General features: G+C 75.1%; 16 protein-coding genes. 7 read left to right on the forward strand and 9 right to left on the reverse strand.

Features of this window, described 5'->3' with window-relative positions:
* From AC0IVP_RS09965 to AC0IVP_RS09975, 3 genes are all read left to right on the forward strand, one after another.
* The coding region (locus AC0IVP_RS09965) for a hypothetical protein (RefSeq protein ID WP_471756322.1) at positions 1-207 on the forward strand (207 nt) is incomplete at its 5' end.
* Between the two features lie 287 nt (positions 208-494).
* Entirely contained in the window at positions 495-1,964 is a 1,470-nt protein-coding gene (gene eccE, locus AC0IVP_RS09970; protein WP_471756324.1) for a type VII secretion protein EccE, read from the forward strand.
* Entirely contained in the window at positions 1,961-2,668 is a 708-nt protein-coding gene (locus tag AC0IVP_RS09975; protein WP_471756326.1) for a hypothetical protein, read from the forward strand. The genes eccE and AC0IVP_RS09975 overlap by 4 nt, the downstream gene beginning before the upstream one ends.
* Before the next feature lie 9 nt (positions 2,669-2,677).
* Here the strand turns inward: AC0IVP_RS09975 and AC0IVP_RS09980 are convergent, their stop codons facing one another.
* Both AC0IVP_RS09980 and AC0IVP_RS09985 read right to left on the reverse strand, forming a co-directional pair.
* Complete coding sequence (locus tag AC0IVP_RS09980; protein WP_471756328.1) at positions 2,678-3,073, reverse strand: hypothetical protein; 396 nt, start codon at positions 3,071-3,073, stop codon at positions 2,678-2,680.
* Entirely contained in the window at positions 3,070-4,026 is a 957-nt protein-coding gene (locus AC0IVP_RS09985; RefSeq protein WP_471756330.1) for an SseB family protein, read from the reverse strand. Before AC0IVP_RS09985 ends, AC0IVP_RS09980 begins: the two co-directional genes overlap by 4 nt.
* A gap of 64 nt (positions 4,027-4,090) precedes the next feature.
* Here AC0IVP_RS09985 and AC0IVP_RS09990 point away from each other — a divergent pair, with 64 nt between their 5' ends.
* Positions 4,091-5,752: an AAA family ATPase gene (locus AC0IVP_RS09990; RefSeq protein ID WP_056289845.1), complete on the forward strand. Its 1,662-nt coding sequence runs from the start codon at positions 4,091-4,093 to the stop codon at positions 5,750-5,752.
* Between the two features lie 36 nt (positions 5,753-5,788).
* Here AC0IVP_RS09990 and AC0IVP_RS09995 read toward each other — a convergent pair whose 3' ends face one another.
* On the reverse strand, positions 5,789-6,733 hold the full coding sequence (locus AC0IVP_RS09995) for an AAA family ATPase (RefSeq protein ID WP_471756332.1): 945 nt from the start codon (positions 6,731-6,733) through the stop codon (positions 5,789-5,791).
* 129 nt (positions 6,734-6,862) lie between these two features.
* Here AC0IVP_RS09995 and AC0IVP_RS10000 point away from each other — a divergent pair, with 129 nt between their 5' ends.
* The gene (locus tag AC0IVP_RS10000) at positions 6,863-7,375 is read left to right on the forward strand and encodes a hypothetical protein (protein ID WP_157518956.1); all 513 of its coding nucleotides are present in this window, start codon (positions 6,863-6,865) and stop codon (positions 7,373-7,375) included.
* A 10-nt stretch (positions 7,376-7,385) separates the two neighbouring features.
* Here AC0IVP_RS10000 and AC0IVP_RS10005 read toward each other — a convergent pair whose 3' ends face one another.
* A complete protein-coding gene (locus AC0IVP_RS10005) occupies positions 7,386-8,753 on the reverse strand; it encodes an amidohydrolase family protein (RefSeq protein ID WP_471756334.1) in 1,368 nt (455 codons plus the stop codon).
* Between the two features lie 47 nt (positions 8,754-8,800).
* A complete protein-coding gene (locus AC0IVP_RS10010) occupies positions 8,801-9,670 on the reverse strand; it encodes an MBL fold metallo-hydrolase (RefSeq protein ID WP_157518960.1) in 870 nt (289 codons plus the stop codon).
* Positions 9,671-9,746: 76 nt separating this feature from the next.
* On the opposite strand from AC0IVP_RS10010, the gene AC0IVP_RS10015 reads away from it, so the two are divergent.
* Positions 9,747-10,262, forward strand: a complete 516-nt coding sequence (locus AC0IVP_RS10015) for a hypothetical protein (protein WP_471756336.1) — start codon at positions 9,747-9,749, stop codon at positions 10,260-10,262.
* 132 nt (positions 10,263-10,394) lie between these two features.
* On the opposite strand, the gene AC0IVP_RS10020 is transcribed toward AC0IVP_RS10015, so the two are convergent.
* The 4 genes from AC0IVP_RS10020 to AC0IVP_RS10035 all read right to left on the reverse strand — a co-directional run bounded on the left by AC0IVP_RS10020 (position 10,395) and on the right by AC0IVP_RS10035 (position 14,839).
* Complete coding sequence (locus AC0IVP_RS10020; RefSeq protein WP_082556506.1) at positions 10,395-11,774, reverse strand: M23 family metallopeptidase; 1,380 nt, start codon at positions 11,772-11,774, stop codon at positions 10,395-10,397.
* Positions 11,775-11,960: 186 nt separating this feature from the next.
* A complete protein-coding gene (locus AC0IVP_RS10025; protein WP_056289858.1) occupies positions 11,961-12,755 on the reverse strand; it encodes an ATP-binding cassette domain-containing protein in 795 nt (264 codons plus the stop codon).
* Positions 12,752-13,804 (reverse strand): ABC transporter permease, encoded by a 1,053-nt coding sequence (locus tag AC0IVP_RS10030; RefSeq protein WP_056289861.1) that lies wholly within the window; start codon positions 13,802-13,804, stop codon positions 12,752-12,754. Before AC0IVP_RS10030 ends, AC0IVP_RS10025 begins: the two co-directional genes overlap by 4 nt.
* A 72-nt stretch (positions 13,805-13,876) precedes the next feature.
* Positions 13,877-14,839, reverse strand: coding sequence for a sugar ABC transporter substrate-binding protein (locus AC0IVP_RS10035; protein ID WP_056289864.1), 963 nt, complete (start codon positions 14,837-14,839; stop codon positions 13,877-13,879).
* A 243-nt stretch (positions 14,840-15,082) separates the two neighbouring features.
* Between AC0IVP_RS10035 and AC0IVP_RS10040 the strand changes: the two genes are divergently transcribed.
* Positions 15,083-16,144 carry a Glu/Leu/Phe/Val family dehydrogenase gene (locus AC0IVP_RS10040; RefSeq protein WP_471756418.1) on the forward strand — a complete coding sequence of 354 codons (1,062 nt, stop codon included), beginning with the start codon at positions 15,083-15,085 and terminating at the stop codon, positions 16,142-16,144.
* The last annotated feature ends 80 nt before the right edge of the window (positions 16,145-16,224 follow it).

A 16,224-nucleotide genomic window follows, 5' to 3' on the forward strand; every position in this document is an offset into this window, starting at 1 on the left:
CCACCCGCCGGACCGCCCCCGTCGCCGCGCACCCGCCGGCGACCCGACGACGAGGACGGTGCCCCGGTGGAGAAGGTCGGCGACGCGGAGCTCTTCGACGTGGCCGACTCCGGCGACGGCGTCATCGACCGACCTGCGGAGCGTCGACCCGACCGGCGCCCGGGCCCGGCGATCGGTCCCGACGGCCGCGGCCGGGGCGACCGGTGACCGCGCCTCCTCCGGCGGCCGCCCCGGACCCGTCCCGACCGGCAGCCACCCCGGCCGACCAGCCCGTCGAGGCACCGCGCCCGGCGCGCACCGCGCGGCACGCCGGCCCCGCCGGTGCTGACGCCGGTGCCGTGCTGCGGGCCCCGCGGGCAGCAGCGGCACCCCAGGGCGCGGTGCTCCCGCCCCCGGCGGCAGCCCAGCACCTCGCCGAACCCGCCCCCGCATCGCGGCCGGTGCCCGGTACGGCCGCGGTGGACGCGCAACCGGCCCCTGCTGCGCTCCCCCCGATGCCCTACGGCGCACGCCGGGCAGCCGCCTGGGAGGGCACCGCCCACCAGGTCGGCAGCCCGCAGGCCGGCGACCTGCTGACCACGGTCACCCAGGACACCGGCACCGGGCTCGCCGCCGGGGCGGCGGACACCGCGGCCGCAGTGGTCGCCGAGGAGGCGGCCGCCCCGCAGGCGGAGGCCGCCGCAGCTCCCCAGGGCGCGGCCGTCGCCGCCCTGGACACCGCTGTGGCCGCGCCGGACGGCGACGTGCCGACCCGTCCCCGGCCGACCCGGCCGGTCCGCCGCCGCCGGCCGTGGACGGTCGGCGGCCTGCACGTGCTGCAACTGGTCGTCTGGGAGGCCGCGGTGGCCGCCGTGCTGACGGTGCACCGCCAGTCGCCCGCCGTGCTGGTCCCGGTCGCCGTCGTCGCGACGCTCGCGGTGCTGCTCACCGCCGTCCGGGTGCGGGGCAGGTGGCTGCACCAGTGGCTGGGACTGTGGCTCCGCTTCCGGGCGCGCCGCCGCTCGGTCGCCCTCGGCGGGCCCGGCGACACCACCGCCGACGTCGCCCGCACCGTGCTGGACTCCCTCGCCCGGGGCAGCAGCCTGGGCCTGCTGAGGGTGGGCGACGACGAGGTCGGCACGATCGTGCACACGACCGGTCTCAGCGTCCTGGTCGAGACCAGCCCCGAGGGCGGCGACCCCACCGCCGAGGCCACCCGGACCCTGCCCCCGCTGACCGCCCTGCTGCCCCCCGTCGAGGACGACGACGCGACGGTCCCGGCGTTGGCCGTCCAGCTGCTGGTGCAGACCGTGCCCGCCCCGGCATGGGCGGGCGCCGACGACCCGGCGGCGTTGTCCTACCGGCAGCTCACCGGCGGCACGGTCCCGGCCCGGCGGCGCTGCTGGGTCGCCCTCCAGGTCGTCCGCCGCCCTGACGACGACGGCACCGCCGACCTGGAGGCTCCCCTGGTCAACGGCCTGCGCCGGCTGCGCCGCCAGCTGGAGCGCGCCGGGCTGCGGACCCAGGTGCTCGGGCCCGACGACCTGGCCGCGGCCCTGATCGGCGTCGCGGGCCTGGAGGCCGGCCCCCAGGGCCTCCCACGAGGCGGTGACGCGGCGTTGACCGGCGCGAGGGTCACCGAGACGTGGACCGGTTGGTCCGCCGGCACCGTCGTCCACACGACCTTCCGGCTGTTGGACTGGCCGTCACTGGAGTCCCCGGCCGGCCAGGAACTGGTCGACCGGCTGGGCACCAGCACCGCGGTGTCCACCACCGTGTCGCTGGCCGCCCGCCGGGTCTCGGCCGACCAGGTCGAGCTCGCGACCTCGCTGCGGGTCGTCCTGCCGGGGTCCGCCGCGCTGGACGACGTCACCGCACGGCTGCAGGCCGAAGCCACCTCGTGCGGTGCGCGGGTCGAGCGGCTGGACGGCCGGCAGGCCGCCGGGATGGCCGCTGCCGTGGCGTTCGGGGGGTTCCTCCGATGAGCCCCCGACCCCGGCTGCCCAGCACGGCTCCCGTGGTGCCCCAGGCGCTGGACACCCACCTCGCCGACCTGCCCACGGCCGCGGCGGTCACCCTGCGCACCGGGGGCTCCGGGGTCGTGCTGGGCACGGCACCCGACGGCGGCACCGCCAGCATCGCGCTCTTCCGGCCCGAACCCACCACCGCCGTGGCCGTCGGCGGCCTCCCGCTGGCCCAGCTGCTCGCCTTCCGCGCCCTCGCGGTGGGGGCCCAGGTGTCGGTGGAGACCCGCCGTCCCGCAGCCTGGCAGACCTTCGCCAACCTCTCCCCCGGCGCCACCGGGAGCATCGTCCTGACCCCGCACGCCGACGACGACGCCAACGGCAGCGTGCACACCCCCCGCCTGCTGGTGGTCGACGCGCAGTCCGCGGCCAGCGCCGAGCCCCGGCGGGTGGGCCGGTGGAGCACGGTGGTCACCGCGCACGACCAGCTCAGCAGCTGGAGCGCCCCCCTGCTGGGCACCTGCGACCTGTCCCTGCTGCTGTCGCCGAGCCTGGCAGAGGCCCGGCTCGCCGCCAGTGCGCTGAACCTGCCCGACGCCGCCCGTCAGCTGGCCGGGCACCCGGCGACCACCGTCGTGGTGGCACACCGTGGCGGCTGGCGGACCGTGGAGGTCGGCCCCACCGACGTCGAACGCTGGCTCATCGGGGGGCTGGAGCGCCGCTGAGCCCCCGGGTCAGTCCGTCTCGAGCAGGGCGGTGTCCTCCCGCAGTCCGCGGACGTCGTCCCGGGGCACCCAGCGCCGCCACACCCCGCGGTCCACCCGGTCGAAGCCGGCGGCACGGGCCGCCGTCCAGGACCCGCCGGTGGCCTCGACCAGGAGCTCGTCGGCCCGGTCGTCCAGGACCACGACGTCGGCCCCCCGCCAGGTGCCGACCGTGCGCACCGAGAGGACGGCGTCGCACTCCCGGGCCGGCACCGACCGCACGTGCAGCCCGGGCGCGACCTCCTCGAAGCCCTCCTCGGGAGCGACCGAGCGCAGCCGGACCCGGAGGCCCTCGACGGTGGCCTCCAACGCTGCCGGGTGCTCCTGACCGCGCCAGCGCGCCCGGTGGGTGGCCCAGCCGGTCACGGGGCGCCGCCCTCGGGAGCCGTGCCGTCAGGAGCCGGGCCGTCAGGAGTCGGACCCTCGGGAGCCGCATCCGGGTCGACCCGGACGGCCCACAGCCAGCGGCCGGCGTCCCCGTCCCACTGCGCCCGGCGGCGCTCGGTCCCGTCGGGCGCCATCTCCCAGACCTCGGCCGCGTGCGGCAGCAGCAGGCCGTGCACCCGGTACTCGCGCACCAGGGAGTCCACGTCGGCGGTGAAGCCGAGGCCGGTGAACGGCTCCTCCTCGACCACCCAGCCGCCGACGGCGTCGCGTCGCTCGTCGTCCGTGCCGCCCAGCGGGGTGCGGTGCGCCTCGGGCTCCAGCACGGGCCAGCGCAGCACCAGCAGGGCGCCGTCCTCGGCGAGCAGCTCACCGGCACGGTCCCGCAGGCCCACCGCGCCCAGCAGCGCCTCCGGGGTGCTCAGGTGTGCGGCGTCGTGCAGGTTGTGCACGTAGCCCGACACCCGGCCCGACCGGGTGTTGATCAGCTCGAAGAGCTCGTCGGCGCTGATCGGCCGCTGGACCAGGGTCGGCAGGGTGTCCGGTTCGCGCAGCCGGTCCTCGACCAGCGTGGGGGCCGCCAGCCGGGCCAGCGCACCGGACTCCAGGGAGAACGGGGTGCGCCGTCCGGGGTCGACGGCCAGCCCCCACCGAGGGTCGGGCCAACCGGCGGCGAGCTCGGCGAAGCCCAGCACCCGGGCCCGGGTGGCGGCCCCGCCGGTGGCCTCGACCATGGCCTCCACGGAGGTGAAGGCGAGCACCCAGGTCCGGTCGGGACCAGCCACGGTGGCCCAGGCCGCGGGCTCCCGGCCCTCGGCTGCGGCCTCGGTGACCGGCAGGGCCAGCTCCGCACCGCGCAACAGCTGCAGGCAGGACACCCGGTCCCCGGCAGCCCACAGCTCGCCCAGCTGCTCCTCGAGGGTCGGTTCCGGCACCGGGCCAGCCTAGGGCGCTCTCGGTAGGGTCGCGGGACAGCCACCATCCCGACCCGGCGGAGCGATGACCACGACGTTGCAGGTGTCCACCGACCGGCCCGGTACCTACCCCTCGGTGCGCGAGGCCCTGCTGGACGCTCCCCCCGGCGCCACCCTGGTCGTCGACGCCGGCAGCTGGGCGGAGTGCTTGGACGTCGTCGACCGGGAGGTCACCGTGCAGGCTGCCGACGGCGCGGTCGTCGAGATCGTCGGGGACGGCGGGTACGACCCGACCGTCCGGGTCCGCGGTGGCCGGGTCACCCTGCGCGGCCTCGTCCTGCGGGCCACCGAGGCCGCCGCCGTGGACGTCGCCGACGCCGACCTGGTGCTCACCGACTGCACCCTCTCGGCGACGTACGGCGCAGGTCTGCGCGCCGCCGACCGCGCCCGGCTCACCGTGGCCGACTGCACCGTCGAGGCCGCCCAGCAGGGCCTGGTGCTGGAGGACTGCAGCGGCACCCTCGAACGGACCACCGTGCGTGGCAGCGCCGACGACGCCGTCGTCCTGCGGCTGGGCGCCGAGCCGGTGCTGCGCGACTGCACCGTGGAGGGTGCCGGGCACCGTGGCGTGTACGTCTACCAGTCCGCCCGGCCGACGCTGGAGAGCTGCGAGGTCTCCGGCACCACCGCGGAGGGCGTCGTCGTGGCGCAGGGGGCCCGGGCGTCCCTGGTGCGGTTGCACGTGCACGGCACCGGCGGTGCCGGCGTGGTCTTCGACGCCGGCACGTCGGGCCGGGTCGAGGCCTGCCGGCTGGAGTCCACCCCCGGGCTGGACGTGGCCGAGGGGGCCGAGGTCGAGGTGGTCGAGGCGCCGGCGGCCGCGGCAGCCGGGGTCGGCGCCTCCGACAGCGGCGGCGGGGACCCCGAGCGGGTCGAGGAGCTGCTCGCCGAGCTCGACGCGATGGTCGGGCTGGAGGGCGTGAAGGACGAGGTCCGGTCGATCATCGACGAGATCCAGGTCAACGAGTGGCGGCGCAGCGCGGGGCTCGCGGTGGGCGGCTCCAGCCACCACCTGGTCTTCGCCGGTGCACCCGGCACCGGCAAGACCACGGTCGGCCGCATCTACGGCCAGCTGCTGGCCGCCCTAGGCGCGCTGCCCGGTGGCCCGCTCAAGGAGGTCTCCCGGCGGGACCTGGTGGGGCAGTACATCGGGCACACCGCGGAGAAGACCGCGGCCGTGTTCGACGAGGCCGCCGGTGGCGTGGTCTTCCTGGACGAGGCCTACACCCTGACCCGGCAGGCCGGCGGGGGCGGGAACGACTTCGGTCAGGAGGCGGTCGACATGATCGTCAAGCTGATGGAGGACCGCCGCGACACCCTCGCGGTGATCGCCGCCGGTTACACCGCCGAGATGGTCCAGTTCCTGGACGCCAACCCCGGCCTGGCCTCCCGGTTCGTCAAGACCGTGGAGTTCGAGAACTACGGCGCCGACGAGCTCACGCTGATCACCAGCCGGATGGTGTCCTCGGGGGACTACCGGCTGGACCCCGAGGCCGAGCCGGTGCTGCACGAGCACTTCGCCACCGTCGAGCGGGGCGCGGACTTCGGCAACGCCCGGGAGGCCCGCAAGCTGTTCGAGAAGCTGCGCAAGATCCAGTCCCAGCGACTGCGCCGGCTCGGCGAGCGACCCACGCTCGAGCAGCTGCAGACCATCACCGCCGACGACGTCCGCGCCGCCATCGCCTGAGACGGGGACGTTGGGTCGGGGTGTCTGCCCCGCGCCTCAGGGGGTCGCGAGGGCCGCGCCGAGAGCGGAGGCGGCCAAGCGGGTCGCCGCGGCACGCGTGTGGCTCTCGAGTGCCTCCAGCTGCAGCCTGCTGCCGGTGGCCAGGTGCCGGTCGGCGGGCACGGTGAGGAAGTCCCCTGCCATCCCGGCGAACCGCTCGCGCGCGGCTCCGACGTCGACGGCGCCACCGGGCGACACGTTGGTGACGGCGACGATGCTGCGGTCGGCCAGGGCCTCGAAGCCGGACTGACGCAGCCAGCGCAGGACGTTGTGACTGGCGAGCAAGCCGTCGACGCTGGGGGACGTGGCCAGCACGAGGCTGTGGCAACCGCTGACGACCCGGCGCATCAGCGGCGTCGCCAGGCCCGCGCCGCAGTCGGTGACCATCACCGCGAAGTGCTGGAAGACCGCGTTCATGGCCCGGACGTAGACGTCCTCGGTCAGCCCGGCACTCTGCTCGGGGTCCCGCCCGCTGGGCAGCACCCAGGCGCCGTCCGCCGAGCGGGCCAGGGCGCCGGCGAGCACGTCGAAGCGGCCGGGGTCACCGGCGGTGGCCAGTTCGTGCGCCGAGGCCTGCAGCGGCACCCCGGTGCGCAGCGCCAGGGAACCGAAGGTGGTGTCGGTGTCGAAGAGCAGCACCGGGTCCCGGCGGGACCGGGCCAGTGTGCTGGCCAGCAGCACCGACAGCGTGGTCTTGCCGACCCCGCCCTTGAGCGCGATGACGCCGATCCGCCGGGGGGAGGGCACCGGCGCCGCCAGCAGAGCGGTCCAGGCCGCGACGTCGGCTGCGCCGGCGACGGGCTCACCCTCGGCCAGGCCGCGGCCGAAGAGCCGGCGGCGCTGGGCGGGCCGGGGCGCGTCCAGGCCGGCCACGCCCGGGTCCAGGTGCGGAGCGGAGCTGGTGCCGGAGTAGGGCATCGGGGGGTGGTGCGGTGAGCTCACCGCGCTCGGACCTCCGTGGACTCCATGCGGTCAAGATACGACGCGCAGGCGCATCGCAGCCCGGGACCGGCCGTGTCTCCCCCGGTCGGGTCGTTCTCACCCGGTGACGGCGTCCGTAGCCTGCTCACCATGCGCCTCCGCACCCTCGTGCCCGCCACCCTGTCCGCTGCGGCCCTGCTGCTGCTGCCCGCCTGCGGCGGCAGCGACGACTCCGCGGACGCCTCCTCGTCGTCCGCGGCGAGCACGTCGTCCGCCCCGCAGTCCTCCGAGCCCGCGGACGCCGACACCGAGGCGTTCTGCACCGACGCCCAGGCCGCGCTGACCTCCATCCAGGGCGCCATCACCGCCACCGCCAGTGACCCCACCCAGGCCTCGGCCGCCTTCCAGCAGGCCGCCGACGAGCTGGCCGCGGTCACCCCGCCGGACGAGATCGCCGACGCCTGGCAGACCCTCGGGGACAGCTTCCAGCAGGTCGCCGACAACACCGCCGGCGTGGACATCAGCACCCCGGAGGGCCAGGCCCAGTTCCAGCAGGTGCTCGACGGCCTCGGTGCCGAGGCCGACCCGGCCTCGACGGCCACCGAGACCTACCTGACCGACAACTGCGGCATCACCGACCTGACGCCGGCACCGACCAGCTGACCCCCGGCGGTCAGCGACCGTCGACCAGGACGCGCAGCCGGGCCATCCGCTCGTGCACCTGGTCGACGGTCTCGGCCGCGCCGTCGGACACCAGCCGCGCCCCGTCGGCGACCAGCTCCCCGCCGGACCAGACCGCGTGCAGGTTCCGCAGTGAGCAGGCCAGCACGTAGGTGGCCACGGCGTCCCACACCGGGCCGGTGTCGGGGTCGCGCGGGTCGACGACGAGGAAGTCGGCGAACCGGCCCACCCGCAGGCTGCCCACCCGGTCGTCGATGCCCAGGGTCTCGGCCGAGCCGCGGGTCGCCAGCACCAGCATGTCGTGCACCGGCATCGCCGCGGGGTCCTTGTAGGTCGCCCGCAGCAGCGAGATCCCGGTCCGCATGTTGGCGAAGGGGTCCGAGACGTCGGTGCAGGACTGGTCGTCCAGCCCGATGCCCACCCGCATGCCCGCGGCACGCATCTCCGGGATGCGGGTGACACCGCTGGCCAGGCGCCCGTTGCTCATCGGCTGCCAGCTCACCCCGCAGCCGGCCTCGGCGGCCTGGGCGATGATCTCGTCGTCGGTCTGGATGAAGTGCCCGAAGACGACGTCGGGGCCCAGCACGCCGGCGTCCCGGTACCAGGCGAACTTCGAGCGCTGCAGCTCCACCTCGTGCGGGGTCTCCAGCAGGTGCGGCTGGTTGAGCATCCCGTGCCGCTGCATGGCGGCCAGCTCCAGGTCGGCCGCCGTCGCCTCCGGCGCCCACTGCACGGAGCCCGAGACCGCCAGGCCCAGCAGCAGCGCGGGGTCGGTGTCGGCGGCCATCGCGACCACCTCGTCGAGCTGGGCCAGGGAGTCCGCGTGCGGGACGGCACCCTGGCCGAGCATCAGGCTGTGCACAGAACGCAGCCCGGCGTCGACCCGGGCGCGCAGCTGGGCGTGCTGGTAGGCGCTGTCGGGCAGCGCGGCGGAGAACGACGCGACGCCCGCGGACTCCCGCTCGAAGGACAGGTTCGGGTCGGTGAAGTCGAAGGCGGTGGTGATCCCGTTGCGCAGGAAGTCCTGGCTGCCGTGCCGGGTGAACCAGTACACGTCCTGCGCGTCCCCGGCGTCGGTGTACCGGGTCATGCCCTCGATCCAGCCGTAGAGCGACTGGTCGGCGGCCAGCCCGCGGCTGGCCGAGGTGAACAGGTGGCTGTGCGCGGAGACGAAGCCGGGCCCGACGAGCGCGCCACCGACGTCCAGGGTCCGGTCGGCGGTCACCTCCGGGCCCGGGTCGCCGGCCTCCACGGCGGTGAGCCGGCCGTCGTCCCCGACGGTGAACCAGCCCCGGAAGGACGGCGGACGGTCGGGGTCGCAGGTCAGCAGGACGGCGTTCGTCACGAGCAGGCGGGTCACGCCGCGATGCTCACCCGCGCGCGTTGCGGGGCCGTGACGATCAGGGGTCAGGCCAGTCGCCAGCTGTCCCCGGCGCCGCGCACGACCTGGCCCTGCGCCGACAGCTTGGCCAGCGTGGCCCGGGTGGACTGCGCCGCGGCCGGCCACACCTCGCGGGGCACCGCGGCGTAGACGTGCGTGACCAGCTCGTCCACGGTCTGCGCGCCCGGCAGCAGCGCGTCGACCAGCTGCCACTCCCGGTACGCCCGGTGGGCGGCGTAGAAGCCCAGCACCGCACCGACGTCCTCGGTGAGCTCCGGGCCGTGCCCGCAGTACAGCGCCGAGGGACCCAGGTCGTGCACCCGTCGCAGCGAGTCCAGGTAGGCCAGCACGTCGCCCTCGGGGTGGGTGACCACCGAGGTGCCGCGGCCCAGCACGTGGTCCCCGACCAGCACCGCCCCGGACTCCAGCCGGAACGCCAGGTGGTCCCGGGTGTGCCCCGGGGTGCCGACGACGCCCAGCACGGTCCCGGCCAGCTCCACCCGGTCGCCGTGCTCCAACACCCGGCCGGCGTCCCCGGCGACGTCGCGGGACCCCGCGGCCACCGGGACGCCGAACCGCTCGCCCCACGGCAGTGCGGCCTCGGCGTGGTCGCCGTGGTGGTGGGTGACCAGCACGCCCACCAGCTCGGCGTCTCGGTCGCGGAGCGCGTCGAGGACGGCGGCCAGGTGCTCGGCGTCGTCGGGACCGGGGTCGACGACGACGGCCCGACCGCTGCCCGGGGCACCGACCAGGTAGGTGTTCGTGCCGTCCAGGGTCATCGGCGACGGGTTGGGCGCCAGCACCCGGGTCACCAGCGGCTCGAGCTCGACGGTGCCGACCATCGCGCCCGGGGCGGGCAGCGCCCAGCTGCGGCGGGGGTCCACGGGTGCGTCCACGCAGGCGACCCTAGGCCGCCGCTCCGAACGGCTCGGCGTGGCCGGAGAACACCCGTGGGGCCCGTAACCTGCCCCCATGCGCCTCTCGACCGTCACGAAGACGGCCCTGTCCGCGTCCGCCGCCCTGGTGCTGCTCACCGCCTGCGGGGGTGGCTCCGACGAGGAGCCCGCCGCGTCGAGCAGCAGCAGCGCCGCAGCGACCACCACCAGCCCGAGCGCCGAGCAGAGCAGCTCGGACGCCGACCCCGAGGCCGCCGCGTTCTGCAGCGAGGCCCAGGCGGCCCTCGGCGAGCTGGAGTCCGTGGCGAACACCGCCGACCCGACCACCATCCCCGCGCTGTTCGCCGACGCCTCCGCCCAGCTCAGCGCCATCGAGCCGCCGGCCGAGATCAGCGAGTCCTGGGGCACCCTGACCGGCGCCCTGGCCCAGGTCGTCACGAACATCCAGGGCCTGGACCTCACGACCCCCGAGGGCCAGCAGGCCTTCGTCACCGAGTTCACCACCCTGCAGACGACCTCCACCGACGCCCAGGCCGAGGTCGAGGCCTACGTGACCACGAACTGCGACATCACCGCCGCACCCACCTCCTGACCTCCGACGACAGCGGCCCGGCACCCCTCCGTGGGGTGCCGGGCCGTCGTCGTGGTGCGGGGTCGTCGTGGTGCGGGGTCGTCGTAGTGCGGGGTCGTCGTGGTGCGGGGTCCTCGTCGTGGGGGCGTCGGCTCAGCAGCCGCGGATCGTGACGCCGCGGGCCGCCATCCACGGCACCGGGTCGACCTGACCGCCGTACATGGCACCGCTGGGGTGCACCTCGAAGTGCAGGTGCGGGCCGGTGGACTGGCCCTTGTTGCCGACCTCGGCGATCTGCTCACCGGCCGAGACCCGCTCGCCGGCCGAGACGAAGTACCGGTTGACGTGGCCGTAGACGGTGACGGCGCCGTCGTCGCCACGGATGTAGACGGCCTGGCCGAAGCCGGTGGCCGCGCCGGCCCGCTGGACGGTGCCGGAGGTGGCGGCGTAGATCGGGGTGCCGATCGGGGCGGCGACGTCGACGCCGAAGTGGGTGGTGCCCCAGCGGCTGCCGTAGCAGCTGGAGGTGCGGCCGGCGGCCGGGAGGACGTAGTTCGAGCTGCCCGGGGTGATGGACCCGCCGCCGCCGTAGTCGACGGAGGGGGCACTGCGGGCGCTGCTGGTGGCTGCAGCCGCGGCGGCCGCGGCAGCCGCGGCGGCCTGCGCCTGGGCGGCGGCGGCAGCGGCCTCCTCGGCGGCCTTCTGGTCCAGCCACGCCTGGTAGGCGTTGCGGGCACCCTGCAGCGAGAGCAGCTGCACCTGGGCGGCCTGCAGCTGGGCGTCGTAGGCCTGCTTCTGGGCGGTGGCGGCGGAGACGGCGGCCTCCTGGCCGGCCACCTGGGCGTCGGCGTCGGCCTTGGCGTCGGCGGCGGCCTGCTCGGCGGTGGCGCGCTCGGCGACGGCCTGCCGGGCGGCGGAGTCCGCGTTGGCCTGGGCGACCCGGGCGACCTCGAGGCCGCCGAGGACGTCGAGCTGGTTCTCGGCGACCCAGTCCAGCATCGCGGCCTTCTCGACCAGCTCGGCGGGACCGCCGGCGTCGAGCAGGGCGACCTCGCTGGTGAGGGCGGCGCCGTTCATGTAGCTGTTGCGGGAGAAGTCGCTGAGCCGGCCCTGCGCGGCGGTGACCGAGGCGGTCGCGGTGGCGAGCTGGGCGGCGGTCTCGTCGGCGGCGGCCTGGGCCAGGCCCAGTGCCTCCTCGGCGGCCAGGTAGGCGGTGCCGGCGGCCTCGGCCTGGACCTGGACCTGCTCGAGCTGTGCCTCGGCGCTGGCGACGAGGGCGGCGATCCGACCGACCTCGGCGGCGGCGGCGTCCTGCTGGGCCTGCGCGGAGCCGATCTCGGCGTCGGAGGGGTTGCCCGGGGCGGCGGGGACGGCGAGGGCCGGGCCCGCACCCAGGGTCACCAGCGCGACCGCCAGCAGACCGACGAGCCCGCCGGTCAGGGCCCGACGGGAGCCGCGGGGGGCGGCTCCGGGTCGGTGCGTGGTGGTCGGCGTCCGGTGGTCACCGGAGGCGCGCAGCGGCTGCCGCGGCATGGTCGCTCCCTGGGGAAGAGGGATGGCGTGTGAGCCCGATCAGCGTCCCATCTGCACCACGAGTCACAGGAGCAACACGCAGAGGCAGCACAGGACTCATCAGTTGCTGTCCGCAACCCACACTGTCTGTCCCTCTCCCATCGACCCGTGACGGGTGGGACTTGAGGGACAGGAGGTGGAAATCCCTCAGGAGGGTGGGCGCTCCAGCTCGTGCGCCAGGTCCTCGAGCTCGGCCCCACCGGCCATCATGGCGGTGATCTCCTCGCGGCTGACCTCGTCCTTGCGGAAGTCGCCCAGGCTGCGGCCGCGCTTGAGCAGCACGAACCGGTCCCCCACCGGGTAGGCGTGGTGCGGGTTGTGGGTGATGAAGACGACGCCCAGCCCGCGGTCCCGGGCCTGCGCGATGTACCGCAGGACGACGCCGGCCTGCTTGACGCCCAGCGCCGACGTCGGCTCGTCCAGGATCAGCACCCGGGCACCGAAGTACACCGCGCGGGCGATGGCCACGGACTGCCGCTCACCCCCGGACAGCGTGCCGACCGGCTGGTCGGGGTCCCGGACGTCGATGCCCATCGCGGCCAGCTCGCGCCGGGTGACGTCCTTGGCGGTCGCGGCGTCGAAGCGGCGGAAGGGACCCCACCCCTTCGTCGGCTCCGAGCCCAGGAAGAAGTTCCGCCAGATCGCCATCAGCGGGATCATCGCCAGGTCCTGGAAGACCGTGGCGATCCCGGCGTCCAGCGCCTCCCGCGGGGCACCGAAGCGGACCGGGGCGCCGTCGAGCAGCAGCTCGCCGCGACTGGGCTGGTGCACCCCGGACAGCACCTTGATCAGGGTGGACTTGCCGGCGCCGTTGTCACCGAGCACGCAGGTGACCTCACCGGCCCGCACGCTGGTGGAGATGCCGTCCAGGGCGATCACCGAGCCGAAGTCCCGGCCGATGTCGCGCAGCTCCAGCAGGGGTGCGCCCTCGGGACCGCTCATCGCCGCGCCTCCGCGTAGCGCCGGATCGCGCGGTTGGTGAGCACGGCCAGCAGCAGCATCGCGCCCAGGAAGAAGTAGAACCAGTCCGAGTCGTAGCGCAGGTAGACGATCCCCTGCTGCGTCATGCCGAAGATCAGCGCACCGAGCGAGGCGCCCACGGCCGAGCCGAACCCGCCGGTGAGCAGACAGCCCCCGATGACCGCCGCGACGATGTAGATCAGCTCGTTGCCGATGCCCACGTTGGCCTGCACCGAGGTCTGCCGGACCGCGTAGACGACGCCCACGAACCAGGCCGCCCCGGCCGTGGTCATGAACAGCGTGATGGTGGTGCGGGCCGCCGGCACACCGACGTTGCGGCTGGCCACCTCGTCACCGCCGGTGGCGAAGACCCAGTTGCCGAAGCGGGTGCGCAGCAGCACCCAGGTGGCCAGCAGCGTCACCAGCACCCACCACACGACGGCGATCCGGAACGGCTGCCCGGCGATGGTGAAGGAGGAGGCGAAGACCGCCTCGGCGGACTCGAAGCCCGCGGTCGCGCCGATCCCGCCGGCGTTGACCGTGCCGGTGAACAGCTTGGTCAGCCCCAGGTTCAGCCCCTGCAGCATGAGGAACGTGCCCAGCGTGATGATGAAGCTGGGCAGCCCGGTGCGGACCACCAGGAAGCCGTTGAGCGCACCGATCGCCAGCGCGATCACCAGCGCGACGGCGATGCCCACCCAGATGCTGGTCTCGAACTGCACGCTCACGATGCCGACGGTCAGCGCCGACGTCCCGGTCATCACCCCGGCCGACAGGTCGAAGTGCCCGCCGATCATCAGCAGCGCCACCGCGCAGGCCATGATCCCCAGCGTCGAGGCCGGGTCCAGCCAGTTCGCGATGCCGGCCGGGGACAGGAAGACCGAGGACTGGGCTGCGAAGAACACGAACACGACGACGGCGCCGACCAGCGCGCCGAGCTCGGGCTTGACCAGCAGTCGCTTGAGCAGCCCGACCGAGGCCACCCGCTCGTCCGCCGGGGGGCGGGTCGGTGGCGCGTCCGTCGTCGTCACGGTCTCTCGTCGTCCTCTCGGGGGTGCTCCGGCCGGCCCGGGGTGCGGGCCGGCCGGTCGGTCAGCCGTGCGTCAGCGGGTGCCCGCCGTCGCCAGGTCGGCGATCTCGTCGACGTTCTCGCTGTCCACGATGCCCGGCCCGGTGAGGACCGGCTGCCCGCCACCCACGGTGTTCAGGTTCTGTGCGTACAGCTGCAGCATGACGACCGGCAGGTAGCCCTGCTCGAACTGCTGCTGGTCGACCGCGAAGGAGATGGTGCCCTCCTGGATGCCGGAGATCACGTCGGCGTTCAGGTCGAACGTGGCGATCTCGGCCTCGGAGCCGGCGTCGGTGGCGGCCGAGGCGGCCACCGCGGCGACGGCGGAGTTCAGCGTGAGCACCGCGTCGATGCTCGGGTCGCTCTGCAGCGAGGAGGTGATCGTCGACTCCGCGGCCGCCAGGTCGTTGATGTCGACCTGCAGCGTGGTGACGTCGGAGCCCAGTCCCTGCGAGGCGCCGTCGCAGCGCTGCTCGAGGCCGATGTTGCCCGCCTCGTGCACCACGCACAGCACGTTCGTGCGCCCGTCGGTGGCCAGCCGCTCCCCGGCGCCCTGGCCGGCGATCGTCTCGTCCTGACCGACGTGCCCGATCGCGCCGAACTCGACGGACTCGGCGGCACCGGAGTTGATCGTCACCACCGGGATCCCGGCGGCGACGGCGTCCTCGACGGCGGACTGCAGCGCCTCGGGGTTGGCCATCGAGACCACGATGCCGTCGACGCCCTGGTTCACCGCGGCCTCGATCAGCTGCGACTGCCGCTGGGGGTCGCCGTCGGACTGGTAGTCGACCTCGATCCCGAGGTCCTCACCGGCCTGGACGGCACCGTTCTGCACGACGTCCCAGAAGGCGTCGCCGGGCGACCCGTGCGTGACGACGGCGAAGGTCAGCGAGTCGCCGTCGGCACCGGTGGCCGTCGGCTCGTCACCGCCCGAGCAGGCGGAGAGCAGCAGGGGTGCGGCCAGGGCGAGGGCGAGCAGCCGCTGGGGTCGGGCCATCGTGGGGTTCCTCCGAGTGTGCGTGCGTGCGGCGGGCGCAGCGTGCTCCCGCGGGTCCGTGCCGGCGGGCGGCACTGTGGGCCCGCACGGAGTGTGCGGCACGCGCCCCGCGACCGGGACGTGCGACCCCCCGGACGGAGGACGACGCTCGATGATCCCCCGGCCGGGTCCCCCCGCGCCCGGCGGTGGTCACACCGAGACCCAGTCGTCACCGACGATCCCTAGGCTGGAGCCGTGGACGTCATGGGCTCCGGGCACGAACAGGTCGTCTTCTGCTCCGACCGGGAGTCCGGTCTGCGGGCGGTGATCGCGGTCTACTCGACCGCACTGGGGCCGGCCCTGGGCGGCACCCGCTTCTTCCCCTACGCCTCCGAGGCCGACGCCGTCACCGACGCGCTGGCCCTGTCCAAGGCGATGGCCTACAAGAACAGCCTGGCCGGCCTGGACCTCGGCGGCGGCAAGGGCGTGATCATCGGCGACCCGGCGACCGACAAGACCGAGGCGCTGCTGCGCGCCTACGGCCGGTTCGTCGAGGCGCTCGGCGGCCGCTACCTCACCGCCTGCGACGTCGGCACCTACAACGCCGACCTCGACGTCGTCGCCCGGGAGACCCGCTTCGCCCACGGCCGGTCCCTGGCGTACGGCGGGTGCGGGGACTCCTCGGTGCTCACCGCCTTCGGCGTCTTCCAGGGCATGCGGGCCGCCGCGCAGCACCGGTGGGGCTCGCCGTCCCTGGCCGGGCGCACGGTCGCCGTGGCCGGGGTGGGCAAGGTCGGGTCGTGGCTGGTCGACTCCCTGGTCGAGGACGGCGCCTCCGTCGTCGTCACCGACGTGGACGCCGCCGCCGTCGCCCGGGTCACCGCGAAGCACCCGGGGGTGCAGGCGGTCGCGGACACCGCCGCGCTGGTCCGCACCCCGCACGACGTCTACGCCCCCTGCGCCCTCGGCGGCGCCCTGGACGACGAGACCGTCGCCGTGCTGCCCGCCCAGATCGTCTGCGGCGGGGCGAACAACCAGCTGGCCCACGAGGGCACCGCGCAGCTGCTGGCCGACCGGGGCGTCCTCTACGCCCCGGACTACCTGGTCAACGCCGGCGGGGTCATCCAGGTCGAGGACGAGCGGCACGGGTTCTCCTTCGCCCGGGCCGAGGCCAAGGCGACCACGATCTACGACGTCGCCCTGCGGGTCTTCGCCGCCGCGGACGCCGCCGGGGTCACCCCCGCCGTCGCCGCAGACCGACTCGCCGAGGAGCGGATGTCCTCCGTGGGACGTCTGTCGACCATCCGACTGCCCCTCCGGCACTGAGATCCAGGCCACCCGGAGGCCTCCTGACCAGCCCGTCCGGGGGACGCGCGGGGAGGACGTGTGCCGAGCCCCGTTCCGTG

The organism is Klenkia sp. AC732 (assembly GCF_979256525.1).

Coding starts and splice junctions, on each gene's coding strand:
- AC0IVP_RS09975 (WP_471756326.1), top strand. CDS start 1,961: ATGAGCCCCCGACCCCGGCTGCCCAGCACGGCTCCCGTGGTGCCCCAG.
- AC0IVP_RS10025 (WP_056289858.1), bottom strand. CDS start 12,755: ATGAGCGGTCCCGAGGGCGCACCCCTGCTGGAGCTGCGCGACATCGGC.
- AC0IVP_RS09990 (WP_056289845.1), top strand. CDS start 4,091: ATGACCACGACGTTGCAGGTGTCCACCGACCGGCCCGGTACCTACCCC.
- AC0IVP_RS10000 (WP_157518956.1), top strand. CDS start 6,863: ATGCGCCTCCGCACCCTCGTGCCCGCCACCCTGTCCGCTGCGGCCCTG.
- eccE (WP_471756324.1), top strand. CDS start 495: ATGCCCTACGGCGCACGCCGGGCAGCCGCCTGGGAGGGCACCGCCCAC.
- AC0IVP_RS10020 (WP_082556506.1), bottom strand. CDS start 11,774: ATGCCGCGGCAGCCGCTGCGCGCCTCCGGTGACCACCGGACGCCGACC.
- AC0IVP_RS10015 (WP_471756336.1), top strand. CDS start 9,747: ATGCGCCTCTCGACCGTCACGAAGACGGCCCTGTCCGCGTCCGCCGCC.
- AC0IVP_RS10040 (WP_471756418.1), top strand. CDS start 15,083: ATGGGCTCCGGGCACGAACAGGTCGTCTTCTGCTCCGACCGGGAGTCC.
- AC0IVP_RS10035 (WP_056289864.1), bottom strand. CDS start 14,839: ATGGCCCGACCCCAGCGGCTGCTCGCCCTCGCCCTGGCCGCACCCCTG.